Raw genomic sequence first — 24,201 nt, 5'->3', positions numbered from 1 at the left:
GTTGGGAAAAGGGGACGGTCGGTCAGTGGATGGGGGCGGCGGCGTAGCCGTCGACGAGGTGGAGTTCGTCGTCGCAGGCGGCCGCCGCTTGCGGGTCGTGGGTGGCGAAGACGACGGCCGCGCCGCGCTCGGCCTCGGCGCGCAGCAGGGTCAGCACCGTCTGGCGGTTGGCGGCGTCGAGTTCGCTGGTGACCTCGTCGGCCAGCAGCACCGGGCCGCGCAGGGCCAGGCCGCGGGCGATCGCCGTACGCTGCTGCTGTCCACCGGACAGCTCCTCGACCAGCTGCTCGGCCTGGTTGGCCAGGCCGACCCGCTCCAGCGCCTCAGCCGTGAGCCGGCGCGCGTCAGCGGCCCGCACGCCCGCCGACACCAGCGCGACCAGGACGTTCTCGGCCGCGGTCAGGGTCGGGGCGAGGCCGTTGTGCTGCGGGATCAGGATGATGCCGTGGGTGACGGCCTGGTCGCGGTCCCGCAGCGGGGTCCCGTCGAGGGTGACCTGGCCCTCGACCGGGCGCAGCAGCCCGGCAAGCGCCCAGAGCAGCGTGGTCTTGCCCGCGCCGGACGCGCCGGTGACGGCCAGGATGCGGCCCGGCTGGGCGGCCGCGGTGATCTCGCGGAGCACCGCCCGGTCCTTGCCGTACGCCATGGTGATCCGGTCGGCCAGCAGCTTGCGGGTCATCAGGCCACCTCACGGCTGTAGTCGGGAACGATCTGCCCGCGCCGGTACGCGGTCCCGTCGTCCTCGGGCTCGTACTCGTCGGCCGGCACGACCTCGCTGCCCGGCTGGGCGGCGTGGGCCGGGGCCAGCAGCACCGTGCCGTCGGGGCGCGGGTGGACCCGCAGCCGGGTGCCGGGCGGCAGCATCGCCAGCACGTCGGGCGGCAGGTGGACCGAGCCGTCCCGGCCGACCACGGCGAACTCCTCGCCGAGCCGGCCCTCGCCGCCGACCCGCCCGTCGCGGATGGTGACCTGGCGGCCCATGCCCGCGCCGACCTCGGGGTCGTGGGTGACCACGACGACCGTCGTGCCGGCCCGGCGCACCGACTCCAGCGCGGCGATGACCTCGTCGCGGGCGACCGAGTCGAGCTGGCTGGTCGGCTCGTCGGCCAGCAGCAGCCCCGGCTTGTGCGCCAGCGCCACGGCCAGGGCCAGCCGCTGCCGCTCGCCGGGGGTCAGCTCGTGCGGGCGCTGGCGCAGCCGCCCGCGTACGCCGAGCAGGCCGACCAGTGCCAGCACGTCCCGCGGGGCGGGCAGCTCGGCGGCACTGACGCCGTGGGCACGCGCGGCCCGCTGGGCGAAGCGCACGTTCTGCTCGGCGGTGAGGTACGGCAGCAGGTTGCGCTCGGCGCCCTGCAGCACGACGCCGACCTCGGTGGCCCGCATCCGGGCCAGGTCGGACTCGGACGCCTTGGCCAGGTCGGTCTCGCCGACCGTGGCCCGCCCGGCGGCCGGCCGGATCAGCCCGGCCAGCAGCGACAGCAGCGTGGACTTGCCGGAGCCGGACGGGCCCAGCAGGGCCACCGACTCGCCGGGCGCGATGTCCAGGTCCACCCCGCCGAGGGCGACGACGTCGTAACCCTCCAGCCGGTAGATGTAGACCAGGCCGCGACAGGTAACGGTGCCGTTCACCGGCCGCCTCCTCGGATCAGTTCGGGGGTGGCCCGCTTGACCAGCCGGCCGCCGCGCAACACCGCCACCACGAGCACCAGCACCGCGCCGGCGATCGCCAGCGGCAACGCGTCCAGGGTCAGCCCGGGCACCAGCGTGCCGAGCACGTCTCCGGTCAGGTTCGGCGCCCCGGGCGTGCCGACGGTGACCAGCGGGATGCCGGGCAGCATCAGGGCCGCGGCCCCGACCCCGACCAGCAATCCGACGATCATCGGCAGGCCGATCAGCGCGAACCGTTCCCGCCGCAGGCTGCGGCGCAGCACCTGCTGGCGTACGCCGGTGACGCGCAGCGCGGCCAGCTCGGTGCGGCGGTCACCGGCGCCCAGCCGGGTGCTGAGCATGAGCACGCCCAGCGCGAGCAGCGCGGCCGCGATGCCCGCCAGCAGGTAGAGCCGCAGCCCGAGCGCGGGGGCGCGGCGGCCCAGCCGGGCCAGCTCGTCGGGCACGGTCTCCGTGCGCAGCACCCGCACGCCCTGACCGGCGAGCTTGGCGGCGAGGTCGGACGGGGCGTCCGGCCCGGCCCACACCTCGTAACGCAGGTCGCTCGCGTCGGACAGGCCCTGCGTCACCGCGGCCGCCCGGGTCGCCAGGTCCAGGTCGAACAGCAGGCCGCGCTCGCCCGCGCGGGGCAGCATCGCCGCCTTCTCCAGCACGCCGAACGACTGCGGCGCCTCGCCGAACGCGGGCAGGTCGAAGTGGTCCGGGTCGTCGCTGCTCGGCGCCGGGCCGGCCAGCACCGCGGGCAGTTCCGCGGGCGTGTCCAGGTACGAGACGAGCACGTCACCCTTGTCGGCCGAGTTCACGCTGAGGCCGAGCTGCGGGCCGGGGGTGACCCGCACGGTCGCGTTGGGCGTGCGGTCCACCACGAACCGCCAGGCCGCCGACTCGGCGAAGCGCACCGGCAGCACCTGCCCGCCGGAGCGCAGCTCCTCGACGGACAGCTGGACCTGCACCGGGCCGGCCTCCCCGGTCTGCCGGGAGACGGCCAGGCCCACCAGGCGACACGGCGTGTTCGCGCAGGCCGGCGCGGCGGCGGTGTAGGCGCGCACGCCCTGCTTCAACCGGCCCAGCCAGACGATGTTCGGCGGCTCACCGGGCGCGGACACCACCGCACCCAGGATCGCCGGCGTCTCGCCGAGCGTGCTCACCGAGACCCGCGCGCTCAGCTGGCCGCCGACCTCGGCGACCTGCGGCACGTCCGCGCGCAGGCGGCCGGCCAGGGCGGACAGTGCGGCGGCGTCGTGGTCGCGCCAGATGGCGACGGCGGGCAGCCGCTCGGACTGCACTCCGATCAGCTCCACCCGCTGGTTGTTGTAGAGCTCGTCGACCCGCACCACGGCCATCGAGCGGTTCGTCGGGTCGGCCGCGGCCAGCGCCTTGACCAGCGCCTGCGGGTGCGCCGCGGAGACGGCGTAGACGGTCGGCGCGCCGAGCGCGTCGTCGGCCCGCTGGGCGCGGGCGTCCGACGCGACGTCCCATGCGGTGGCGGAGAAGGTCAGCAGCGCGACGGCGGCGGTGAGCACCGCGACGGTGCGGGCCGCGCCGGGCCGGCGCGACAGCTGCGCCGCCGACAGCATGGCGGGCAGCCGGCCGCGACGGCGGGCCAGGCCCAGCCGCACCCGCGACCAGAGGCTCAGCACCCGGCCGGCGAGCACGCCCGCGACGATGGCGAGCGCGGCGGGGGCCAGCAGCGCCAGCGGAGCCGACCGGTCCCGCAGCGCCGCGGCCAGCGAGGCGACCGCCAGTGCCGCGGCCACGCCCTCCAGCACGCCCGCCCGCCAGGTGCCGCGCTGCGGCACCCGCCGCAGCAGGCCCAGCACGCTGCGGCCGAGCGTGGCGCGGGCGGCCAGCCAGGCCGCGACGCAGGCGAGCAGCAGCCCGCCCGCGGCGGCGGCGAAGACCGGCCACCGGATCTCGGCGTGTACGCCCTCGGCGAGCACCGAGCGGGCGGCCAGCTCGACCGCGCCCATGCCGACCGCCAGGCCCAGCGGAGCGCCGAGGACGATCAGGAGCAGGGTCTCGCCCAGTCCGAAGCGGATCGTGCCGCCGCTGCCGTAGCCGCGCAGCCGGGCCAGCGCCAGCTCCGGGCCGCGCTCCTCGGTCAGCGCCGCGACCAGCAGCAGCAGCACCACGAAGGCCAGCAGCACCAGCGGCACGGCGATGATGGGCACGGTCCGGGCGAGCGCGTCCTGGTCCTTGGCCGCGTCCTCGACGATCGCCGGCAGCGCCGTCTCGACCTGCAGCTCGAACCCGTTCAGCGCCAGGCCGAGCGTGCCCAGCTCACCGCGCAGCGCGGTGACGTCGTCCAGCCGCACCAGTTCGGGCCGCAGCGGGTATGCCACCGACAGGGCCACCGGCACCGCGTCGCCGAGCCGCACGTCGTCCTCGGCGCCGGCGAACACGGCGTCCAGCCGGGCCGCGCCCTCCCCGCCGGACTGGGCCTGCGCGAAGTAGCCGTTGTTGCCCCAGTAGGCCTCGTCGGGGGCGAGCGGGGTGTAGAGCCCGACGACCTCGTACGACCGGGGCGATGCCTCGCCCTGGGCCGGACGCACCGACACCTTGTCGCCGACCTCGACCCCGGCCTCGACCGCGGCACGCTCGCTGAGCAGCACCTGCTCGGCGTCGATGGCGCAGTCGCCGGTGATCCGCAGGTGCGCGCAGGCGCCCTGGTGCCAGGCCAGCCGGGCGGCGAACCGCGAGCCGCCGGCGGTCAGCGACGTGTCCGTGCTGACGGAGCCGACCGGCCGGTCCAGCACCGCGGCCAGGTGCGGGGCCCTGACCAGCGCACCGTTCACGGTCGACTGGGTGTCACCGACCGGCTGGTGTGCCGCCTCGGCCGAGCTCGCGCTGCCCTCGGCGGTCACCGTGACCGCGGCGGCGCTGGCCGGGGCCGCGCTCAGCGCGTCGGTCAGCACCGACTGCTGCGCGGCCCGGCCGTATGCCGGGGCGAGCACCGCCGCGGCGGTGGCGAAGGCCGCGAGCGACAACACCACCAGCGATCGGCCGGAGCGGTGCCGGATGCCCCGCATCATGACGGACCAACCGGTCACCATCGCCTCCACGCGTAAGAGCCCTATGTGCCCCGACACCTTAGCGATTGGTCAGTCCGCCCGTGAAGCCGCTTCGCCTATCGTTGCCAACCCGCGTCCGAGCGGCTCTCCAGGCGAAATCACCTGCTCACGGAGCGTTAGCTCGCTCCCCCTCGTCGCGCACCAGACGACCGGACGTATGCGGCCGGGTATTGGCCGCCGGCGCATTTGCTCTGCACCCAATTCCTTGCTCTGCACCCACCTACGCAACGGCCGCGACCACCGACCGGCTGTTGCGTCCGCGGGTGCAGAGCAAGGGAATGGGTGCAGAGCAAATACGGTGGGGCCTATCTGTCCGGGCGCGGCCGGAAGCGGTCAGACCAGTTCGTCCAGGAGCTGGGTGGCCGCCGCGTACGGATCGAGGGAACCGGTGACGACCTTGTCGGCGAGGGCGGACAGGCCCTCGCCGGGCAGTTCGGCGAAGCGGGCGCGCAGCTGGCCCAGGGCCAGTGCCTCGATCTCGGCGGCGGCACGGCGGCGGCGGCGGACCGTCAGCTGATCGGTGTCGACCAGCCAGGTGCGGTGCTCCTCGATCGCGGCGATGATGCCGTCGATGCCCTCGGCCCGGGCCGCGACGGCCCTGACCACGCGCGGCCGCCAGTCGCCCGGGCCGCGGTCCGAGCCGCCGAGGGCGATCATGCCCTGGATGTCGCGGTGGGTGGCCTCGACGCCGTCGCGGTCGGCCTTGTTGATGACGAAGATGTCGGCGATCTCGAGGATGCCCGCCTTGACCGCCTGGATCGCGTCGCCCATGCCGGGCGCGAGCAGCACCAGCGTGGTGTCGGCCAGCGAGGCGATCTCGACCTCGGCCTGGCCCACCCCGACGGTCTCCACCAGCACCACGTCGAAGCCGACGCCGGCCAGCACGCGCACCGCCGCCGGGGTCGCCGCGGACAGCCCGCCGAGGTGGCCACGGCTGGACATGGACCGGATGTAGACGCCGGGGTCGGTGGCGTGGTCCTGCATGCGGATCCGGTCGCCGAGGATCGCGCCGCCGGTGTACGGGCTGGACGGGTCGATCGCCAGCACCGCGACGCGCTTGCCGGCGGCCCGGTACGCGCGCACGAGTTCGTTGGTGGTGGTCGACTTGCCCACGCCCGGCGAGCCGGTCAGCCCGACGACGATCGCGTCGCCCGCGGTCGGCGCCAGCATCGCCGCGATCTCCGCCAGTGCCGCCGCCCCCGACTCCACCAGCGTGATCAGCCGAGCGACCGCCCTGGCCTCGCCCTCCCTCGCCCGTGCCACGAGTTCGGCCACCGACCGCTGCGGCGAGGGCGACGGGGACGGCGTGCTCGACTCGGTCATCAGGTCAACCATTCACAGACGGCGGGACAGGTCAGCAATGCGCATCAACTCTTGAAGAGTCGCGGCTTCCGGTTGCCCGGAATGCCGCGACTCTTCAAGAGTTGCGCCACGGGTGGAGGCGCCGCGAGGCGGCGCCCCCGGGCGGTGGTGGGTCAGGGGGCGACCTTGAGGATCAGGGCGTCGCCCTGGCCGCCGCCGCCGCAGAGGGCGGCCGCGCCGACGCCGCCGCCGCGGCGCTTCAGCTCCAGGGCCAGCGTCAGGGCCAGGCGCGCGCCGGACATGCCGATGGGGTGGCCCAGGGCGATCGCGCCGCCGTTGACGTTCACGATCTCGGGGTCGATGCCCAGCTCGCGGGTGGACTGGATGCCGACCGCGGCGAACGCCTCGTTGATCTCGACCAGGTCGAGGTCGGCCGTGGTCAGGCCCTCCTTGGCCAGCGCCTGCTTGATCGCGTTGGCGGGCTGGGCGTGCAGCGAGTTGTCGGGGCCCGCCACGTTGCCGTGCGCGCCGATCTCGGCGAGCCAGGTCAGGCCCAGCTCCTGCGCCTTCTCCTTGCGCATGACCACGACCGCGGCCGCGCCGTCGGAGATCGGCGAGGAGGAGCCGGCGGTGATGGTGCCGTCCTTGGCGAACGCCGGGCGCAGCTTGCCCAGGGTGTCGGCGGTGGTGTCAGGGCGTACGCCCTCGTCCTCGCTGACCACGATCGGGTCGCCCTTGCGGGCCGGGATGGTGACCGGGGCGATCTCCTCGGCGAAGCGGCCGTCCTTGATCGCGGCGGCGGCGCGCTGGTGCGACGCGGCGGCGAAGGCGTCCTGCTCGGCGCGGCTGATCTCGTAGCGGCCGTTGTGGCGCTCGGTCGACTCGCCCATGGAGCAGTTGTCCCACGCGTCGGACAGGCCGTCGTGGGCCATGTGGTCCTTGACCACGACGTCGCCGTACTTGTAGCCGGTGCGCTGCCCGATGAGCAGGTGCGGGGCGTTGGTCATGGACTCCATGCCGCCGGCCACCACGATGTCGAACTCGCCGGCCCGGATCAGCTGGTCGGCCAGCGCGATCGCGTCGAGGCCGGACAGGCAGACCTTGTTCACGGTGAGCGCGGGCACGCTCATGGGCACGCCGGCGCCGACCGCGGCCTGGCGGGCGGTGATCTGGCCGCCGCCGGCCTGCAGCACCTGCCCCATGATCACGTACTGCACCTGGTCGGGGGAGACCCCGGCGCGCTCCAGGGCGGCCTTGATGGCAACCGAGCCGAGCTGCGTGGCCGACAGGTCCTTCAGGTTGCCGAGCAGGCGGCCCATCGGGGTGCGCGCTCCGCTCACGATCACAGAAGTCATGGTGTACCCCTCCGAGTGGCCTGGTTCACGTATCGCCTTAACGATGGTTCGGTCAGACTAACCGCATGACCGAACCCGGATCCCTGTCGACCTCATCACAGAGCACTCCGTCACAGCTCGTGGGTCTGCTGCGCATCGATCACGTGGGCATCGCGGTGCCGGATCTCGACGCCGCCATCGCCTTCTACGAAGGTACGTTCGGGATGACCTGCGTGCACACGGAGACCAACGAGGAGCAGGGCGTACGCGAGGCGATGCTCCAGGTCGGGCCGAACCCCGACGGCGGCGCCGTGCAGTTGCTCGCCCCCCTGCGCCCGGACTCGCCGATCGGCAAGTTCCTGGACCGCAGCGGCCCTGGCATCCAGCAGATGGCGTACACGGTCGCCGACATCGACGCGACCTGCGCAGCGCTGCGTGAGCGCGGCGTACGGCTGCTCTACGAGGCCCCCAAGCGCGGCACCGCGGGCTCGCGGATCAACTTCGTGCACCCGAAGGACGCCGGCGGCGTGCTCGTCGAGCTGGTGGAGCCCGGCCACGGCCACTGAACGGCGCCTGCGGGCCACCTCGACTGAATGATCGTTAAGTAAAGCGTGGACTTTTTCACACACCCGTTCCCGCGAAAGCTACCGACCAGTAACGTCCGGCTCACCTGAACCGCACATGTGTGCCCGACCACATGGCGACCCGCAGGAGGGCCCGCCAAGGATGGCCCGCAGACCCGGAACTCCGCCCGCAGCGCGAGCGCGGGACGCCGCAGTTCCCTCACCACGGAGGTGGCGCCGTGCAAGACATCCTCGACGTGATCATGGAAGCCGAGAACGCGGCCGACCCCGCCGCGCGGCTGCGCAGCCTGGCCGACGTGCCGGTGCCCGCCTCCTACCAGGGGATGGTTGTACGCGAGGACGAGACCGCCATGTTCGACGGACTGGCCACTCGCGACAAGGACCCGCGCAAGGCACTCCACCTGCAGGAAGTGCCGACTCCGGAGCTGGGGCCGGGTGAGGCGCTGATCGCGGTAATGGCCAGCGCGGTCAACTACAACACCGTGTGGACGTCCATTTTCGAGCCGCTGTCGACGTTCGGCTTCCTGAAGCGGTACGGACGGTTGTCGGCGTTGACCAAGCGCCACGACCTGCCGTACCACGTGGTGGGTTCGGATGCGGCGGGCGTGGTGCTGCGCACCGGCCCGGGGGTGACGAAGTGGCAGGCCGGCGACCAGGTCGTGGCGCACTGCCTCAACGTCGAGCTGGAGGACGCGGCCGGCCACGACGACACCATGCTCGACCCGCAGCAGCGCATCTGGGGCTTCGAGACCAACTTCGGCGGGCTGGCGCAGCTGGCGATCGTCAAGTCCAACCAGCTCATGCCCAAGCCCGCCCACCTGACCTGGGAGGAGGCGGCCAGCCCGGGGCTGGTCAACTCCACCGCGTACCGGCAGCTCGTGTCGCACCACGGCGCGAACATGAAGCAGGGCGACGTCGTGTTGATCTGGGGCGCCAGCGGCGGCCTCGGCTCGTACGCCACGCAGATGGCGCTCAACGGCGGCGCGATCCCGGTGTGCGTGGTGTCCTCTCCGGAGAAGGCCGAGATCTGCCGCCGCATGGGCGCCGACCTGGTCATCGACCGCGCCGCCGAGGGCTACCGGTTCTGGTCCGATGAGCACACCCAGGATCCGGCCGAGTGGAAGCGCTTCGGCGCGCGCATCCGGGAGCTGACCGGCGGCGAGGACCCCGACATCGTGTTCGAGCACCCGGGCCGGGAGACCTTCGGCGCCAGCGTGTATGTCGCCAAGAAGGGCGGCACCATCGTCACCTGCGCCTCGACCAGCGGCTACGAGCACCAGTACGACAACCGCTACCTGTGGATGTCGCTCAAGCGGATCGTGGGCAGCCACTTCGCCAACTACCGCGAGGCGTGGGAAGCCAACCGCCTGGTCGACCTGGGCCGCGTGCACCCGACGCTGTCCAAGGTGTTCCCTCTGGAGCAGACCGGCCAGGCCGCCTACGAGGTGCACCGCAACGCGCACCAGGGCAAGGTCGGCGTGCTGTGCCTGGCTCCCGCGGAGGGTCTGGGCGTACGCGATCAGGCCAAGCGGGCCCGCCACCTGCCCGCGATCAACCGCTTCCGCGGCGTGTGATCCCTGGCTCACCACAGGTGAGGCTGGCTGCCGAAGGACCCGGACGGCGGAAGCGCAACGGAGCGCTTCCGCCGTCTGTCATTTCGGGCAATACTGACAATTAGCTTCCGGTATGGATCTTCCATCCGTTATGGTCACCGGCACCTTCGTGCCATCGGCCCACATCCGGTGGGCGAAAGTACCCCCACGCCCTTGCGCGACACCCGGGGTCATCTGCGAGTATGTGCCAATGTCCCAGCAGCCCTCCTCCGTCGCGTTCTTCGATGGCGCGAATACCCAACAAGACTTCACAGTCGTCCTGCGCGGTTTCGACCGCGAGCAGGTAAACGCGTTTGTCGGTCGTCTGAACGCTCAGCTTGCCCAGTCGGAGCAGGCACGTGCGGAGGCCGAGCAGCGCATGAACGACGCCCAGCGTCGTCTGCGCCAGGCTGAGCAGCGCCTCAACTCGGTCGAGCAGAAGCTGACCGACACGAGCAAGCAGCTGGAAGAGAACAGCCGTCCGACCCTGTCCGGCCTCGGCACCCGCGTGGAGCAGATCCTGCGCCTCGCCGAGGAGCAGGCCAACGACCACCGCGGCGAGTCCAAGCGCGAGTCCGAGGGCATCCTGTCCGCGGCCCGCCTCGAGGCCCGCGAGATCACCGACAAGGCGCGTGCCGAGGCTGCCGCCATGAAGGCGACCGCCGAGCGCGAGGCCGGCAACCTGCGCACCGCCGCCGAGCGCGAGGCCGCCGAGGTCCGGGTGCAGGCCCGCCGCGAGGCCGACACGCTGCGCGCCGACGCCGACCGCGAGACCAAGCAGCTGCGCACCGCCACCTCGCACGAGGTGGCCGAGCTCAAGGCCACCGTCGAGCGCGAGGTCGCGACGCTGCGCGCCACCGCCGAGCGGGAGATCACCCAGCTGCGCGCCAAGGCCGCCCGCGAGGCGGAGGAGAAGCGCGCCGAGGCCTCCAAGATGCTGGCCGACGCCCGGGACAAGCGCGACAAGGACCTGCAGGCCCTGCAGCTCGAGCTGGCCGAGCGCCGCGAGAAGTCCGAGCGCGAGGAGTCGCAGCGCCACTCCTCCGCCGTCGCCGCCACGCAGAAGCTGGTCGGCGAGGCCGAGGAGCGCGCCCGCGCCGCCGAGGACCGGGCCAAGGAGATCGAGCAGCGCGCCGAGGCGCGCCGGGTCGAGTCCGAGCGCACCGCCGTCGAGACGACCGAGAAGGCCCGCGTCGCCGCGGAGAAGGCCGTCAACGAGGCCAAGGCCGAGGCGCACCGCCTGGTGTCCGAGGCCCGCAACGAGGCGGAGCTGACCACCACGGCCGCCCGTCGCGAGGTCGACGACCTCACCCGCCAGAAGAACGCGGTCACCGCGCAGCTCGGCCAGATGCTGTCCGGCCTGGCCGGCATCGTGCCCGGCGTCGGCGCCCCCGCGCCCGCTCCGGCGGCCGAGGAGAAGCCGAAGGCCGAGAAGGCCGAATAACGACCCGATCCACATCTGATCACGCCGCGCCCGGCACCTGTCGGGCGCGGCGTGACTCTTTATGTGAAGATGGACCGCATGTCGCACGGCGGAGACCTGTTCGCGCTCGGTGAGGGCGTCTCATCGGAACCAAGCTTCGATACATCCCTCAAGGGCTTCGACAAGAAGCAGGTGAACCGATACGTCGTCCAGGTCGAGTCCGAACTGGCGACTCTGGCCGCCGAACGTGACCAGGCCATCTCGCAGCTGCAGGCGCTGGCCGGCCAGGTGCAGCAGCTCCAGCTGGAGCTCGCCGACGCCGCCCGCCGCGCCGTGCCGTCCCGGGTCTCCTTCCGGCACCTGGGCGCGCGGGTCGAGCAGATCCTCTCGCTCGCCGAGGACCAGGCCGACGACCTTCGCAACGGTGCCGCCCAGGAGATCGCCGACCAGCGCGCCGAGGCCGAGCGTCTGCTCACCGACGCCCGCGAGCGGGCCGCCACCGCGTCCCGCGACTTCGACCTGGCGCTGGCCTCCCGCCGCGCCGAGGAGCGCAAGGCCGAGGAGCGCCACCGCGTCGAACTGATGGACGAGACGCAGCGCCTGCGCACCGAGGCGCGCGAGCTGCTGGCGCACGCCCAGGTCGAGGCGCAGGGCCTGCGCACCGCCGCGGCGCAGGAGGCCGCCTCCCGGCGCATCCAGGCCGACAAGGAGATCGCCGCGGCGCGCGCCGAGTCCGAGCGCCACGCGGCGGACAGTCGCGCCCAGGCCGAGCAGCAGCTCGCGGCCGCCGCCACGGAGGCCGAGCAGCGCCTGGCCGCCGCCGCCGCCCAGGCCGAGCAGCAGCTCGCCGAGGCGACCGCCGCGGCCGCGGCCAAACTGTCCGAGGTGGAAGCCCAGGCGACCCAGCGCACGGACCAGGCCGAGCAGGAGGTGGCGCTCGCCCGCGGCCGGGCCGCCGCCGAGCAGGCCGCCGCCGACACCGCCAAGCAGCAGTACGAGGACGGCCAGGCGCAGCTGGTGGCGATGCGGGCCGACATCACGCAGGTGGAGCACCGGCTGACCGAGCTGAAGCAGCAGCTGCACGTCGAGCTGGAGCGGCTGGCCACGGCGCAGCGCGACGCCGAGCAGGCCGAGCGCCGGCGCGCCGAGGCGTCGCGTCCCGACGAGGAGCCGCCGACGCAGACCCTGTCCGTGCCCGCGCCGCCCGCTGCTCAGGCAGCGCCCGCCCCGTCCGGCCCGCCGCAGCCCGCACAGCCGGTCGAGCCGCAGGCCGGGGACGAGCCCACCATCATGCTGGCCGGCAACGAGCCCACCATCAGCCTGGACGGGCGCAGCAGCGACGCCGAGGCCTCCAGCCGGTAACAGTCACGAAGAAGCCGCTGCGCGTCCCAGGACGCACAGCGGCTTTTTTCGTACCCGGCCGCGGTCGGCGGCGGTGCCGCGGTCAGACCGGCTTGTCGGCGAAGGCGGCGACGGTGCGGTCGGCGTACGCGCTGGCGTCGCCGTACTCCATGGGGCCGGGCCAGTCCTTGGGGAGCGGGACCTCGATCGCGGGGGCGACCCGGCGGACGATCTCGTCCAGCACCGTCTCGGCGTCGCCGACCCACAGGTGCTTCGCGCCGGGCACACCGACGACCTCGGCGTGCGGGATCGCGGCGAAGCGCTCCCTCGCCTCGGCCGGGCGCAGGTAGTCGTCGTGCTCGGGCACGAGCGCGGTCACCGGGCGGCCGGAGTCGGCCCATACCGCCAGGTCTTCGGGCTGGGAGAAGCGCAGCGGCGGGGACAGCAGGATCGCACCGGCGATCGCCGGGTCGCAGCCGTACTTGAGGGCCAGGTCCGTGCCGAAGGACCAGCCGACCAGCCACAGGTTCGGCAGCTCGTGGAACTCGGCGTACTCGATCGCGGCGGCGACGTCGAAGCGCTCGCCGACCGCGTGGTCGAAGGCGCCCTCGCTGGTGCCGCGCACGCTGGACGTGCCGCGGCTGTTGAAACGCAGCACCGCGATCCCGGCCAGCGCGGGCAGCCGCCAGGCGGCCTTGCGGTACACGTGGCTGTCCATCATGCCGCCGTGCGTCGGCAGCGGGTGCAGGCAGATCAGGGTGGCGACCGGGTCGCGGTCGGCGGGGAGCGCCAGCTCCCCGACCAGCGTCAACCCGTCGGCGGTATGCAGTTCGATGTCCTGCCGCCGGGCGGGCAGGATCGAGTTGGCACGGATCGCGGTCACGCCTACAGTCTGCCCGCGCGACGGTCCGCCCTGCCCCCTGACGTCGCGGTGATCACACCAGGCCGCTCAGCCGTAACGGGGTGCGTTGCGCGACCGTTCGACGTTGGGTTTGCGCTGGTGGCGGCTCCCCCAGCAGCTGCTGTGCCAGTGCCTGCGGTCGCCCGCGTCGCCCCAGCCCTGCGACGGCCAGGCGACCACGTGCGGCACGCCGGGCCGGATGTCCTGGTGGCACCCCGGGCACTTGTAGGTCTTGTCCGACCTCTCGCCGCTCAGGTGCCGGACGGTGAACTCCCCGTCCGGATCGTCATGGACGTACTCCACCCCGCGTCGCGACATGGCCTCATCGAGATCGCGCTCCGGGCGATCCTTCTTGTTGTTACGACGCGGACTCATGTCCCCAAGATACGGCGCACCCCACCAGACCCGACGATCTTGCGCGAACTGTTAGGGATATGCCCGATTAGGGCGTGTCATCCCCGCAGTTCGCGCAAGATCGTCGCGGTGGAGCAGGTCAGCGGTGGGTGTGGTCGCGGAAGCCGCGGCCCGTTTTGCGGCCGAGGTAGCCGGCGGTGACGAGGTGCTCCAGGAGGGGGGCCGGGGAGAAGCCGGGCTCGCGGAGTTCGAGGTAGAGCTCGCGCTGGATGGCGAGGGAGACGTCGAGGCCGACCACGTCGAGCAGCTCGAAGGGGCCCATGGGGTAGCCGCAGCCGAGCTTCATGGCCGCGTCGATGTCGTCGGCGGTGGCGTAGCTGGCCTCCAGCATCTTCACCGCGTCGTTGAGGTACGGGAACAGCAGGGCGTTGACGATGAAGCCCGCCCGGTCGGCGCAGTCCACGGCGGTCTTGCCGAGGCTCGACACCACCGCGTCGGCGGTGGCCAGGGTCGCGGCGCTGGTACGGATGGTGGCGACCACCTCGATCAGCGGCATCACCTGGGCGGGGTTGAAGAAGTGCAGGCCGACCACGTCCGCGGGGCGGTGGGTGGCCATCGCGCACTCCACGACCGGCAGGCTCGACGTGGTGGTGGCCAGCACGGTGCCGGGCTTGCAGATCTCGTCGAGGCTGGCGAACAGCGCCTTCTTGACGCTCAGCTCCTCGACGACGGCCTCGACGACCATGTCCACGTCGGCCAGGTGGTCCAGGTTGGTGGACCAGGTGATCCGGCCGATGGCGGCGTCGCGCTCCGCCTCGGTGAGCTTGCCGCGCACCACGCCCTTGTTCAGCGAGGTCTTGACCGACTCGCAGACCTTGGCGGACTTCTCCGCGCCCCGGGTCACGCTCAGCACGTCGTACCCGGCCTTGGCGAAGACCTCGATGATGCCGGTGGCCATGGTGCCCGAGCCGACCACGCCGACGGTGCCGATCGGGCGCGGGCTGGCCTCGTGCGCTCCGGCGGCCGGGGTCAGCTCGTCGGCGACGACGACCGGCGAGCCCTGCTTCTCGTAGGTGTAGAAGCCGCGGCCGGTCTTGCGGCCCAGCAGGCCCGCGGTGACCATCTGCTTGAGCAGCGGCGCCGGGGCGTGGCGGCGGTCGCGGCCGCCGCGGCGGTACATGGTGTCCAGGATCTCGTACGCCGTGTCCAGGCCGATCAGGTCCATCAGCGCGAGCGGGCCCATGGGCAGGCCGCAGCCCAGCTTCATGGCCGCGTCGATGTCCTCACGGGTGGCGTAGTGGTTCTCGAACATCGTCACGGCGTGGTTCAGGTAGCCGAACAGCAGCGCGTTGGCGATGAACCCGGCCCGGTCGCTGATGGTCACGTCGGTCTTGCCGAGGCGGGCGCACAGCGCCTCCACGTCGGCGACGACCTCCGGCGCGGTCACCACGGTACGGATGATCTCGACCAGCTTCATCACCGGCGCGGGGTTGAAGAAGTGCACGCCGATGACCTGGTTGGGCCGGTGGGTGGCCACGGAGATCTCGGTGACGGACAGCGAGCTGGTGTTGGTGGCCAGGATGGCGTGCGGCGGGCAGACCTTGTCCAGCTCGGCGAAGATCGCCTGCTTGAGGTCCAGGTGCTCGGGCACGGCCTCGATCACGAAGTCGACGCTGTGCAGCGCGGCCAGCCCGACCTGGAAGTCGACCCGGGCGTGCAGCGCGTCGCGGTCCTGCTCGGACAGCTTGCCCTTGGCCACGGCCCGGTCGGTCGAGCCGGAGAGGTTGGCCCGGCCCCGCTCCAGCGCGCCCTCGCTGATCTCGACGGCCACGACGTTCAGGCCGTTGCGCGCGAATACCTCGACGATGCCGGCGCCCATGGTGCCGAGGCCGACCACGCCCACCGTGTTGATTTCGCGAGCCACAGTGCCCATCCCCATCTCCCAAACGATCGCTAAGGCTACTCGGGAGTCTGCCATGGGGCCCGCGTTCCCACATCGTGTGCCGAAAGTGAACATAGCCACTCGTGCACAAGCGAAAGGAAGGGCATCGTCGGCTCGCGGCAGCGAGACGAGCAGCAGCTCGGCACATCGCTATGCGTTGTGGCAGGTGCCCTTCTTGACGGCCCCGGCGGCGAGCAGGCGGACGGATGCCGTCGCCGCGCAGGTCAGCGTGGCTGGCGGGTGCCCGCCCGGACGGCGGCGGCCACGGCCGCCGCGCCCTCGCGGCCCAGCGTGATCGTGTAGTGGTTCACATCCGGCACGTCGGACTCAGCCGCGCCCGGCAGCCACTCGCTCGCCCGGCCCGGGGTGTAGAGCGGGGCGTCCGGATCGTCGAACATGCCGCGCGGGGCGCGCAGGAACACCGCGGGACGCGGCAGCGGCGCGGGCGCCATGCCCGGCAGCGCGTAGAGGTCCTGCCCGTCGCGGACCGCGGCCTCCATGCGACACGCGGCACGCATCCGCGGCTCCTCGCCCACCAGGTCGTAGTCGAGATACGCGTCGGCGCCCTCGGGCCACGGGCCGAAGGACGGGTGTTGCCGCCACAGCGCCAGGTAGGCGTCCCGGTCCGGGAAGGTCATGTTCAGCCGGGCGAAGACGGCGCCCACCGTCGTGGCGATCGCCTCCTCCAGCGCGGCCGGGCCGGCCGACGCGTCGATGCCCGGCGGCAGCGGCAGCGGAGCCCCGCCGTCGACCAGGATCAGGCGCTCGACCAGCTCCGGGAAGCGGCGCGCGGTCTCCGCGACCACGAAGCCGCCCATCGAGTGGCCGATCAGGGGGACGGCGGCGTCGGCGTACGCCCGGACGACCGCGGCGATGTCGGCGGCGTGCTCGGCCATGCCGTAGGGGCCGGGCAGGTCGCGGCTGCCGCCGCGGCCGCGCAGGTCGACCGCCACCACCCGGTGGTCGCGGCCCAGCTCGGGCCCGATCAGCGTCCAGGCCAGGTGCGACGACGTGATGCCGTGCACCGCGACGAGCACCGGACCGTCCTGGCCCCACACGCCCACCCGCAGCTCGCCACCACGTACGGGCACGCTCTCCATCCGGTATGCCACCTGCTGAGCCATCTCCGCTCCTCCCACGCCGTGCGCGGGATGCTGCCACACTGGACGCCTCGCGCCAGTGGTGTCCGCCCACACAATCCGCGCCGACGCTTAAGTCGGTTGCTGGGGGGATGCGGGGCCGGGACGATGCTCGGCATGTCGACACTCAAGGTCACCGCGGAACGGCTGGTGATCCACCCGCACCCCAACGCCGACGCGCTCGAGCTCGCCGAGGTGGGACGGCTGCGCGCGGTGGTCGCCAAGGGCGCTTTCCGCACCGGGGACCACGCCGTCTACCTGCCCGAAGGCTCCGTGCTGCCGGAGCCGCTGATCGCCGAGCTCGGCCTCACCGGTCGGCTGGCGGGCGCGAACAAGGACCGCATCACCGCGGTACGCCTGCGCGGCGAGCTGTCCCAGGGCATCGTCTGCCTGCCGAAGGCGCTGTCCGACGTGGACCTGGCCCAGGCGGCAGCGGCGGGCACGGACTTCGCGGAGCTGCTCGGCGTGGTCAAGTGGCACCCGCCGGTGCCGGTGCACCTGGCCGGGGACATGGAGCCCGCCGCCGACCTGCTGCCCTGGCTGGAGGTGGAGAACATCCGCCGCTACCCGGACCTGTTCACCGCCGGCGAGCCGGTGATCGCCACTGAGAAGATCCACGGCTCGGCGACGCTGATGACGTTCGTCGCGGCCACCGGCGAGGTGTACGCGTCCTCGAAGGGCTTCGGCAAGCAGCGCCTGGCCATCAAGGAGACGGGCCACAACCTCTACTGGCGCGCGATCCGCACGTTCGACGTGCCCGCGTTCGCGGCCGGGGTCGCCGGCGTGTTCGGCGCGGCCAGGGTCGGCGTGTTCGGCGAGGTGTTCGGCCGGGGCGTGCAGGACCTGCCGTACGGCGCGAACGCCGGGGTGCGCCCCGGCTACGCGGTGTTCGACGTGTGCGTGGACGCCGGGGGCGGCGTGCGCTGGCTGACGCTGGACGAATACGCGCCGCTCGCCGCCGAGCACGGGGTGCCCCTGGTCCCGGTGCTCTACCGGGGCGCCTACGACGAGCAGGAGCTGATCGCGCTGGCCGACGGCACCGAGACGGTGTCCGGCACGGGCGCGAACCTGCGCGAGGGCCTGGTCGTGCGCTCGCTGCCGGAGCGCTACAGCCCCGTGACCGGCGGCCGCGCCATCGGCAAGCTCGTCTCCCCCGCCTACCTCACCCGCAAGGGCGGCACCGAGTACGAGTGACGGCCGTACGGTCCCGGATCTTGACGGTTCCTGGTCGCCAGAGCGACGAGAAACCGCCAAGATCCGGGCGTGGGCCGTTCTTTGACGGCGGTCGCGTGGGCGGGGTGGTTGACGGACTAGCCTGTGAGCGTGCGTTATGTCGTGATCACAGGAGTGTCCCGCGGGCTGGGTGAGGCGCTGCTGAACCAGTTCGAGACCGACGAGGAGACCACGGTGCTGGCGCTGGGTCGCGGCTTCACCGACGCGCAGCGCATCGCCGCCGGTCCGCGGCTTATCCTGCGCCACTGCGAGCTGGCCGAGCCGTCCACCCTGCCGCACGCCTCCGAGCTGAACGAGCTGATCGCGGACGCCGACGAGGTGGTGCTGATCCACAACGCCGCAGTGGTCGCCCCGATCGGGCCGATCGGCGACCTGGAGCCCGACGAGCTGGCCAACGCGGTCGCGGTGAACCTGACCGCGCCGATGCTGCTGACCAACTCCCTGCTGGCGGCCCTGCCCGCGACGGCTCGCGCCGTGATCATGTTCGTCTCCTCCGGCGCGGCGCACCGGATCATCGACGGCTGGTCGGCGTACTCGGCGACCAAGCGCGGGGGCGAGGAGTTCTTCGCGCACCTGGCCGAGCAGTACGCGGACGAGCCGCGGATCCGGGTGGAGATCGTCAACCCGGGGGTGATGGACACCGGCATGCAGGAGACGATCCGGTCCGCCCGGTTCGCCGGGCAGCAGCGCTTCCTCGACCTGTTCGAGAACAACGAGCTCCCCGATCCGGCCGCGATCGCGGCCCGGCTGATCGAGGACCACCTCCATGCGTGAGGATGTTTCGGATTACTGACCAGTAGGCCTAGACTGCGCGCGTGACCACCACCTCATCCCTGCCGCCCGGCGCGAGTGTCGTCGAGGCCGGCGAGCTGATCTCGACGAATCCCGCCACCGGCGACGAGGTGGCCCGCCTGCCCGTCGCCTCCGCCGCGGACGTGGCCGCCGCCGTCGCGCGGGCCCGCGTCGCCGGCGCGTGGTGGGCCGGGCTGGGCTGGCGCGAGCGCCGCCGGCGGTTGCTGGCCTGGCGCAGCCTGCTGGTCAACCGCATCCAGGAGCTGGCCGAGCTGATGCACCGCGAGGGCGGCAAGCCGGTCGACGAGGCGCTGCTGGAGATCGTCGTCTCGGTCGACCACGCCGCCTGGGCCGCCAAGCACGCCCGCAAGGTCCTCGGCCCGCGCCGGGTCGGCGGCTCGCTGATGCAGTCGGAGTACGCCGCGCACCTGGAGTACCAGCCGTTCGGCGTCATCGGCGTGATCGGCCCGTGGAACTTCCCCATCTTCACCCCGTTCGGCTCCATCGCGTACGGGCTGGCCGCGGGCAACGCCGTGGTGTTCAAGCCCAGCGAGTACACCCCGGCCGTCGGCCAGTTCTACGTGGACGCGTTCCGCGAGGTCGTGCCGGAGCACCCGGTGCTGCAGATCGTGCACGGCACCGGCGAGACCGGCGCGGCGCTGTGCCGGTCGGGCGTGGACAAGCTGGCCTTCACCGGATCGGCGGCGACCGGCCGCAAGGTGATGGCGGCCTGCGCCGAGTCGCTGACCCCGGTGCTCATCGAGTGCGGCGGCAAGGACGCGCTGATCGTGGCCGACGACGCCGACCTCGACGCGGCGGCGGAGGCGGCGGCCTGGGGCGCCAACTTCAACGCCGGCCAGGCCTGCGTCGGCATCGAGCGGGCGTACGTGCACGAGCGGGTGTACGACGCGTTCGTGGGCAAGCTGGTGGCGCGCACCGAGAAGCTGACGGTCGGCGAGCAGGTCGGCCCGATCACGATGCCCGGCCAGCGCGACATCATCGCCCGGCACATCGACGACGCCCTGAGCAGCGGCGGCCGCGCCCTGCTCGGCGGCCCCGACTCGGTGCAGGGCGCGTACGTCAAGCCGACCATCCTGGTCGACGTGCCGGAGACCTCGGCCGCGGTGCGCGAGGAGACGTTCGGGCCGACCATCACGGTCACCAAGGTCGCCTCGGTCGAGGAAGCGATCACGCTGGCCAACGACTCCGCGTACGGGCTGGGCTCGGCGGTGTTCTCCAAGCGCCACGGCATGGCGATCGCGCGCCGGCTGCGCACCGGCATGACCGCGGTGAACTCGGCGTTCTCGTTCGCGGTGCTGCCCACGCTGCCCTTCGGCGGCGTCGGCGCGTCGGGCTTCGGCCGCATCCACGGCGCGGACGGCCTGCGCGAGTTCACCCGGGCCAAGGCCATCGCCCGGCGGCGGCTGCCGAGCCTGCCCGCGCTGCTCACCTTCGAGCGCAAGCCGTCGGCGGTCCGGCTGGCGCTCACCGTGACGAAGCTGCTGCACGGTCGCAACCGCTGATCCGAGACACTACGAGGCCCCCGGCGCACCCGCCGGGGGCCTCGCTGTTCGCGCTCCATAATTATGATAACTACTGTCATTTTCTAGTGACTATCATTTTGGAGGCGATGTCATGTCAGATCGTCGGCGCTGGTGGGCGCTCGGCGCGCTGGTGCTCAGCGTGCTCACGGTGGGACTGGACGGGACGGTGCTCAACATCGCGCTGCCCACGATCGCGACGGACCTGGACGCGGGCACCGACGGGCTGCAGTGGGTCGTCAACGCGTACGTGCTGGTGTTCGCGGGTCTGATGCTGCCCTTCGGAGCACTGGGCGACCGGTACGGCCGCCGCCGGCTGCTGCTGGTCGGGCTGGCGGTGCTCGGCGCGGCCTCGCTGATCTCCGTGTTCGCCGACGGGCTGGGCGCGCTGCTGGTCGCGCGCACCCTGATGGGCCTCGGCGCGGCGATCCTCACCCCGACCGCGGTCGCGGTGCTGCCCGCGCTGTTCGCCCCCGCCGAGCGGCCGAAGGCGGTCGCGGTGCTGATGCTCGGCCTCGGCCTGGGCATCCCGCTCGGGCCGATCGTGGGCGGCTACCTGCTCGACCACTTCTGGTGGGGCTCGATCTTCCTGATCAACGTGCCGGTCGCGGCGCTCGGCATGATCGCGGTGGCGCTGCTCATGCCGGAGAACCGCGATCCCCAGCCGCGCCCGGCCGACCTGCCCGGCGGCCTGCTCTCCACGACCGGCCTGGTGACCCTGGTGTACGGCATCGTCGCCGCCCCCGAACGCGGCTGGGGCGACCCGCTGGTGCTGGCCGCGCTGACCGGCGGTTTGCTGCTGCTGGCCGCGTTCGGGTGGTGGGAGCGGCGCACCGGGCACCCGATGATCGACCTGCGGCTGTTCGGCGACCCCGGCTTCCTGTGGGGCGCGGTCGCCGCCACGATCCTCTCCTTCGGCCTGTTCGGCCTGCTCTTCGTCGTGCCGCAGTACCTGTCGTTCGGGTTCGGCTACGACGCCCTGGACACCGGAGTGCGGCTGCTGCCCCTGATCGGCGGGCTGTTCGTGGCGTCGCCGCTCGCGGCCCGGCTGTCCGTCCGGATCGGCCACCGGCTGCCGGTGACCGCGGGCCTGGTCGTCACCGCGGCCGGGCTGGCGCTCGGCGCGAGCAGCGGACCCACCACCGGGTACGGCTTCACGGCCGCCTGGTGCGCGATCGTCGGCTTCGGCACCGGGCTGGCACTGGCGCCGGCGATGGACGCCGTGCTGGGCGCGCTGCCCCCGGAGCGGGCCGGCTCCGGCACCGCGCTGACCATGACCATGCGGCAGGCCGCCGGGGCGCTGGGTGTGGCCCTGCTCGGGAGCCTGCTGAACGCCGTCTACACCGGACGGGTCGACGTGGCCGGGCTCGGCGCCGACGCGACCCGGACCGCGCAGGACTCGGCCGCCGGGGCGTACGCCGTGGCGGCCGCGCTGGGCCGGCCGGAGCTGGCCGCGAGCGCGCACGACGCGTTCGTCGCGGGCATGGCCGCGGTGCTGTGGAGCTGCGCCGCGATCGCGGTCGTCGGGGCGGCGCTGACCGCCCTGCTGCTGCCCGCCCGCCGCCCCGACCCCGGCGATGGTGGAGAATCCGCACATGAGCTCGTCGGGGTTGCGTGAGCGCAAGAAGCAGAAGACCCGCTGGTTGATCCAGGAGCACGCGCTGCGGTTGTTCACCGAGCAGGGCTACGACGCCACCACGGTCGAGCAGATCGCCGCCGCCGCCGAGATCTCCCCCAGCACGTTCTTCCGGTACTTCGCCACCAAGGAGGACGTCGTCCTCGACGACGAGTACGACCCGATGCTGGCCGGCGCCGTCGCCGCGGCCCCGGCCGAGCTGGGGCCGATCGACGCGCTGCGGCACGCCGTACGCACCACGATGAGCAACCTGCCGGACGCCGACCGCGACAAGATCCTCTTCCGCAGCCGTCTGCAGAACTCGGTCCCCGCGCTGCGCGCCCGGCTGCTCGACGGCCTGATCGGCAACATCAAGCTGATCAGCACCGCCATCGCACCCCGCATCGGCCGCCCCGACGACGACCTCGAGGTCCAGATCATGGCCGGCGCCTGCGTCGGCGCCATGCTCCCCGCCCTCTTCGCCTGGGTCGACTCCAACGGCACCCTCGACCTCACCACAGTCGTCGACAACGCCCTCGAAAAAGTCGGCCGAGGCTTCACCCCCTAGCCCCCCTAACCCCAAGATCGCGACGATCTTGCGCGAACTGTCGTGGATATGCCCGTTTGGGGCGTGTCGTACCCACAGGCCGCGCAAGATCGTCGCGATCTTGGGGTTAGAAGAGGGTTAGTTCGTCTTTTTTGGTGCCGCGGAGGCGGTCGTAGTCGACTACGACGCAGCGGATGCCGCGGTCTTCGGCGAGGACTCGGGCCTGGGGTTTGATCTCCTGAGCGGCGAAGATGCCGGCTACGGGGGCCAGTAGCGGGTCTCTGTTGAGGAGTTCGAGGTAGCGGGTCAGCTGCTCGACGCCGTCGATCTCGCCGCGGCGTTTGATCTCCACGGCCACGTGGGCCTTGGCGGCGTCGCGGCAGAGGAGGTCGACCGGGCCGATGGCGGTCATGTACTCGCGGCGGACCAGGGTGAAGCCCTCGCCGAAGGTGTGCGGGGCGGCGGCCAGCAGTTCCTGGAGGTGGGCTTCGACGCCGTCCTTCTGGAGGCCGGGGTCGGGGCCGAAGACGTGGGAGGTGTCCTCGAAGACCTCTTCGAGGGCGATCCTGAGCTCCTCGCCGGCCTTGTTGACCACGCGCCACACGCCGGGTTCCTCGACCAGCTTGCAGGGTGGGCTCATCCAGTTCAGCGGCTTGTATGCCCGGTCGTCGGCGTGGATCGAGACCGAACCGTCCGCCTTCACGATGAGCAGGCGTTTGGCGGAGGGGAGGTGGGAGGACAGCCGTCCGACATAGTCGACGGTGCACCGGGCGATGACGAGACGCACCGAACCAGCCTAAGGGACGCGTATCCGCCGTAGCGTTCGCGTCCGTGGCGCGGGCGGGGCATGCTGGGATCGTGCTCGAACTTCTGACCGGCACGGGGCTGGCCACGGCCGCGGGGCTCAATGCGTACATCCCGCTGCTGGTGATCGGCATGCTGGACCGCTACACGAACCTGATCAATCTGCCCTCGGCCTGGTCGTGGCTGAGCAACGGGTGGGTGCTGCTGATCCTCGCGGTGCTGCTGGCGATCGAGTTCGTCGCCGACAAGGTGCCGGTGGTGGACAGTGTCAACGACGTGGTGCAGACCGTGGTCCGGCCGACCGCGGGCGGCATGGCGTTCGCCGCGGGTTCGGGCTCCGAGACGGTCACGGTCACCGACCCGTCGGCGCTGTGGACGCAGAAGCTGTGGATACCGATCGTGATCGGGCTGCTCATCGCGCTCACCGTGCACAGCACGAAGGCGGTCGCCCGCCCGGTCATGAACGCGGCGACGCTCGGCGTGGCGGCTCCCGTGGTGTCCACGGTCGAGGACGGCGCGAGCGCGAGCCTGTCGGTCGTCGCCGTCATCATCCCGTTCCTGGTGGTCGTCTTCCTGATCGGCCTGGTCTGGTGGATGGTGACCGTTTCCCGAAGGCGGCGGCAGCGGCGCACGGTCAGGGCACTGTCGGAAAAGTAGCTACCGTCGTCAGGCGTGGCGAAAGGGTTACAAACGGGCTAAAACGTCATACTCTCGCGGAGGAATTCCATCCGATCCCCCGTGGAGGTGCCGTGGCCAGCGTCGCCGAGGTCAAAGCCGCCATCGATGCCGCCATGCTGCATGTGCAGGAAGGCCAGGACGCGGTCCGTTCCGCCAACGACCGGCTCGGCGAGGCCCAGCTCAGCCTCGCCACCGCGGTCGAGGGCTCCGGGCACGAGGCCGTCACCGCCGCGCAGGCCGCACTCGCCCAGGCCGCCTCGGAACTCGAGGAGTGCCTCACCGCGACGCTGCACGCGGTGGAGCAGGCCGAGTCGTACGTCGCGACGTTGTGAGCGGCGGC

21 protein-coding genes are annotated in these 24,201 nt (G+C 72.5%); 11 read left to right on the top strand and 10 right to left on the bottom strand.

The annotated features are described in order from the left end of the window. Positions 1–22: 22 nt before the first annotated feature. The 5 genes from HAV39_RS39610 to HAV39_RS39590 form a co-directional block, all read right to left on the bottom strand. Positions 23–679 (bottom strand): ABC transporter ATP-binding protein, encoded by a 657-nt coding sequence (locus HAV39_RS39610; protein ID WP_191844230.1) that lies wholly within the window; start codon positions 677–679, stop codon positions 23–25. Next, on the bottom strand, positions 679–1,629 hold the full coding sequence (locus tag HAV39_RS39605) for an ABC transporter ATP-binding protein (protein ID WP_191844229.1): 951 nt from the start codon (positions 1,627–1,629) through the stop codon (positions 679–681). Before HAV39_RS39605 ends, HAV39_RS39610 begins: the two co-directional genes overlap by 1 nt. Beyond that, the gene (locus HAV39_RS39600; RefSeq protein ID WP_191844228.1) at positions 1,626–4,718 is read right to left on the bottom strand and encodes an FtsX-like permease family protein; all 3,093 of its coding nucleotides are present in this window, start codon (positions 4,716–4,718) and stop codon (positions 1,626–1,628) included. Before HAV39_RS39600 ends, HAV39_RS39605 begins: the two co-directional genes overlap by 4 nt. A 354-nt stretch (positions 4,719–5,072) precedes the next feature. Further along, positions 5,073–6,062: a methylmalonyl Co-A mutase-associated GTPase MeaB gene (gene meaB, locus HAV39_RS39595; protein ID WP_191844227.1), complete on the bottom strand. Its 990-nt coding sequence runs from the start codon at positions 6,060–6,062 to the stop codon at positions 5,073–5,075. A 152-nt stretch (positions 6,063–6,214) separates the two neighbouring features. After that, the gene (locus HAV39_RS39590) at positions 6,215–7,396 is read right to left on the bottom strand and encodes an acetyl-CoA C-acetyltransferase (RefSeq protein WP_191844226.1); all 1,182 of its coding nucleotides are present in this window, start codon (positions 7,394–7,396) and stop codon (positions 6,215–6,217) included. 65 nt (positions 7,397–7,461) lie between these two features. On the opposite strand from HAV39_RS39590, the gene mce reads away from it, so the two are divergent. The 4 genes from mce to HAV39_RS39570 all read left to right on the top strand — a co-directional run bounded on the left by mce (position 7,462) and on the right by HAV39_RS39570 (position 12,336). Then, complete coding sequence (gene mce, locus HAV39_RS39585) at positions 7,462–7,941, top strand: methylmalonyl-CoA epimerase (protein ID WP_191844225.1); 480 nt, start codon at positions 7,462–7,464, stop codon at positions 7,939–7,941. A gap of 236 nt (positions 7,942–8,177) precedes the next feature. Beyond that, positions 8,178–9,533, top strand: coding sequence for a crotonyl-CoA carboxylase/reductase (ccrA, locus tag HAV39_RS39580; RefSeq protein ID WP_191844224.1), 1,356 nt, complete (start codon positions 8,178–8,180; stop codon positions 9,531–9,533). A gap of 229 nt (positions 9,534–9,762) precedes the next feature. Then, complete coding sequence (locus HAV39_RS39575) at positions 9,763–10,995, top strand: coiled-coil domain-containing protein (protein ID WP_191844223.1); 1,233 nt, start codon at positions 9,763–9,765, stop codon at positions 10,993–10,995. A 78-nt stretch (positions 10,996–11,073) separates the two neighbouring features. Next, positions 11,074–12,336 carry a coiled-coil domain-containing protein gene (locus HAV39_RS39570; protein ID WP_191844222.1) on the top strand — a complete coding sequence of 421 codons (1,263 nt, stop codon included), beginning with the start codon at positions 11,074–11,076 and terminating at the stop codon, positions 12,334–12,336. Between the two features lie 82 nt (positions 12,337–12,418). Here HAV39_RS39570 and HAV39_RS39565 read toward each other — a convergent pair whose 3' ends face one another. The 4 genes from HAV39_RS39565 to HAV39_RS39550 all read right to left on the bottom strand — a co-directional run bounded on the left by HAV39_RS39565 (position 12,419) and on the right by HAV39_RS39550 (position 16,636). After that, entirely contained in the window at positions 12,419–13,198 is a 780-nt protein-coding gene (locus tag HAV39_RS39565) for an alpha/beta hydrolase (RefSeq protein WP_191844221.1), read from the bottom strand. A gap of 66 nt (positions 13,199–13,264) precedes the next feature. Continuing rightward, positions 13,265–13,591 carry a hypothetical protein gene (locus HAV39_RS39560; protein WP_373311612.1) on the bottom strand — a complete coding sequence of 109 codons (327 nt, stop codon included), beginning with the start codon at positions 13,589–13,591 and terminating at the stop codon, positions 13,265–13,267. A 118-nt stretch (positions 13,592–13,709) separates the two neighbouring features. Further along, positions 13,710–15,503 carry a 3-hydroxyacyl-CoA dehydrogenase family protein gene (locus HAV39_RS39555; protein WP_373311611.1) on the bottom strand — a complete coding sequence of 598 codons (1,794 nt, stop codon included), beginning with the start codon at positions 15,501–15,503 and terminating at the stop codon, positions 13,710–13,712. Between the two features lie 233 nt (positions 15,504–15,736). Beyond that, entirely contained in the window at positions 15,737–16,636 is a 900-nt protein-coding gene (locus tag HAV39_RS39550; protein WP_191844220.1) for an alpha/beta fold hydrolase, read from the bottom strand. Positions 16,637–16,768: 132 nt separating this feature from the next. Here HAV39_RS39550 and HAV39_RS39545 point away from each other — a divergent pair, with 132 nt between their 5' ends. From HAV39_RS39545 to HAV39_RS39525, 5 genes are all read left to right on the top strand, one after another. Beyond that, positions 16,769–17,845 carry an RNA ligase (ATP) gene (locus HAV39_RS39545; RefSeq protein ID WP_191844219.1) on the top strand — a complete coding sequence of 359 codons (1,077 nt, stop codon included), beginning with the start codon at positions 16,769–16,771 and terminating at the stop codon, positions 17,843–17,845. Positions 17,846–17,974: 129 nt separating this feature from the next. Then, a complete protein-coding gene (locus HAV39_RS39540) occupies positions 17,975–18,658 on the top strand; it encodes an SDR family NAD(P)-dependent oxidoreductase (RefSeq protein WP_191844218.1) in 684 nt (227 codons plus the stop codon). A gap of 41 nt (positions 18,659–18,699) precedes the next feature. Further along, positions 18,700–20,199, top strand: a complete 1,500-nt coding sequence (locus HAV39_RS39535) for an aldehyde dehydrogenase family protein (protein WP_239120243.1) — start codon at positions 18,700–18,702, stop codon at positions 20,197–20,199. Positions 20,200–20,311: 112 nt separating this feature from the next. Continuing rightward, positions 20,312–21,835, top strand: coding sequence for a DHA2 family efflux MFS transporter permease subunit (locus tag HAV39_RS39530; RefSeq protein WP_191844217.1), 1,524 nt, complete (start codon positions 20,312–20,314; stop codon positions 21,833–21,835). Then, positions 21,813–22,400, top strand: a complete 588-nt coding sequence (locus HAV39_RS39525) for an acyl-CoA-like ligand-binding transcription factor (RefSeq protein ID WP_191844216.1) — start codon at positions 21,813–21,815, stop codon at positions 22,398–22,400. The genes HAV39_RS39530 and HAV39_RS39525 overlap by 23 nt, the downstream gene beginning before the upstream one ends. 106 nt (positions 22,401–22,506) lie before the next feature. Here the strand turns inward: HAV39_RS39525 and nucS are convergent, their stop codons facing one another. Beyond that, positions 22,507–23,166, bottom strand: a complete 660-nt coding sequence (nucS, locus tag HAV39_RS39520) for an endonuclease NucS (RefSeq protein WP_155390215.1) — start codon at positions 23,164–23,166, stop codon at positions 22,507–22,509. Between the two features lie 71 nt (positions 23,167–23,237). Here nucS and HAV39_RS39515 point away from each other — a divergent pair, with 71 nt between their 5' ends. Further along, positions 23,238–23,840: a DUF4126 domain-containing protein gene (locus tag HAV39_RS39515; protein WP_191844215.1), complete on the top strand. Its 603-nt coding sequence runs from the start codon at positions 23,238–23,240 to the stop codon at positions 23,838–23,840. A gap of 92 nt (positions 23,841–23,932) precedes the next feature. Continuing rightward, a complete protein-coding gene (locus HAV39_RS39510; protein WP_120318357.1) occupies positions 23,933–24,193 on the top strand; it encodes a hypothetical protein in 261 nt (86 codons plus the stop codon). Positions 24,194–24,201: the final 8 nt, after the last annotated feature.

Origin of the sequence: Catellatospora chokoriensis (genome assembly GCF_011297315.1) — a bacterium.
GTDB classification, from domain to species: Bacteria; Actinomycetota; Actinomycetes; order Mycobacteriales; family Micromonosporaceae; genus Catellatospora; species Catellatospora citrea.
Note: the sequence above shows the minus strand (reverse complement) of the source record. Positions and strands in the feature narration are given on the sequence as shown.

What these genes read in the sequence shown, in the direction of transcription:
- HAV39_RS39610 (WP_191844230.1), bottom strand. Translation starts at nt 679, where the DNA reads ATGACCCGCAAGCTGCTGGCCGACCGGATCACCATGGCGTACGGCAAG.
- HAV39_RS39555 (WP_373311611.1), bottom strand. Translation starts at nt 15,503, where the DNA reads ATGGGCACTGTGGCTCGCGAAATCAACACGGTGGGCGTGGTCGGCCTC.
- HAV39_RS39560 (WP_373311612.1), bottom strand. Translation starts at nt 13,591, where the DNA reads ATGAGTCCGCGTCGTAACAACAAGAAGGATCGCCCGGAGCGCGATCTC.
- mce (WP_191844225.1), top strand. Translation starts at nt 7,462, where the DNA reads ATGACCGAACCCGGATCCCTGTCGACCTCATCACAGAGCACTCCGTCA.
- HAV39_RS39545 (WP_191844219.1), top strand. Translation starts at nt 16,769, where the DNA reads ATGTCGACACTCAAGGTCACCGCGGAACGGCTGGTGATCCACCCGCAC.
- HAV39_RS39550 (WP_191844220.1), bottom strand. Translation starts at nt 16,636, where the DNA reads ATGGCTCAGCAGGTGGCATACCGGATGGAGAGCGTGCCCGTACGTGGT.
- HAV39_RS39570 (WP_191844222.1), top strand. Translation starts at nt 11,074, where the DNA reads ATGTCGCACGGCGGAGACCTGTTCGCGCTCGGTGAGGGCGTCTCATCG.
- HAV39_RS39590 (WP_191844226.1), bottom strand. Translation starts at nt 7,396, where the DNA reads ATGACTTCTGTGATCGTGAGCGGAGCGCGCACCCCGATGGGCCGCCTG.
- HAV39_RS39575 (WP_191844223.1), top strand. Translation starts at nt 9,763, where the DNA reads ATGTCCCAGCAGCCCTCCTCCGTCGCGTTCTTCGATGGCGCGAATACC.
- HAV39_RS39525 (WP_191844216.1), top strand. Translation starts at nt 21,813, where the DNA reads ATGAGCTCGTCGGGGTTGCGTGAGCGCAAGAAGCAGAAGACCCGCTGG.
- HAV39_RS39530 (WP_191844217.1), top strand. Translation starts at nt 20,312, where the DNA reads ATGTCAGATCGTCGGCGCTGGTGGGCGCTCGGCGCGCTGGTGCTCAGC.
- meaB (WP_191844227.1), bottom strand. Translation starts at nt 6,062, where the DNA reads ATGACCGAGTCGAGCACGCCGTCCCCGTCGCCCTCGCCGCAGCGGTCG.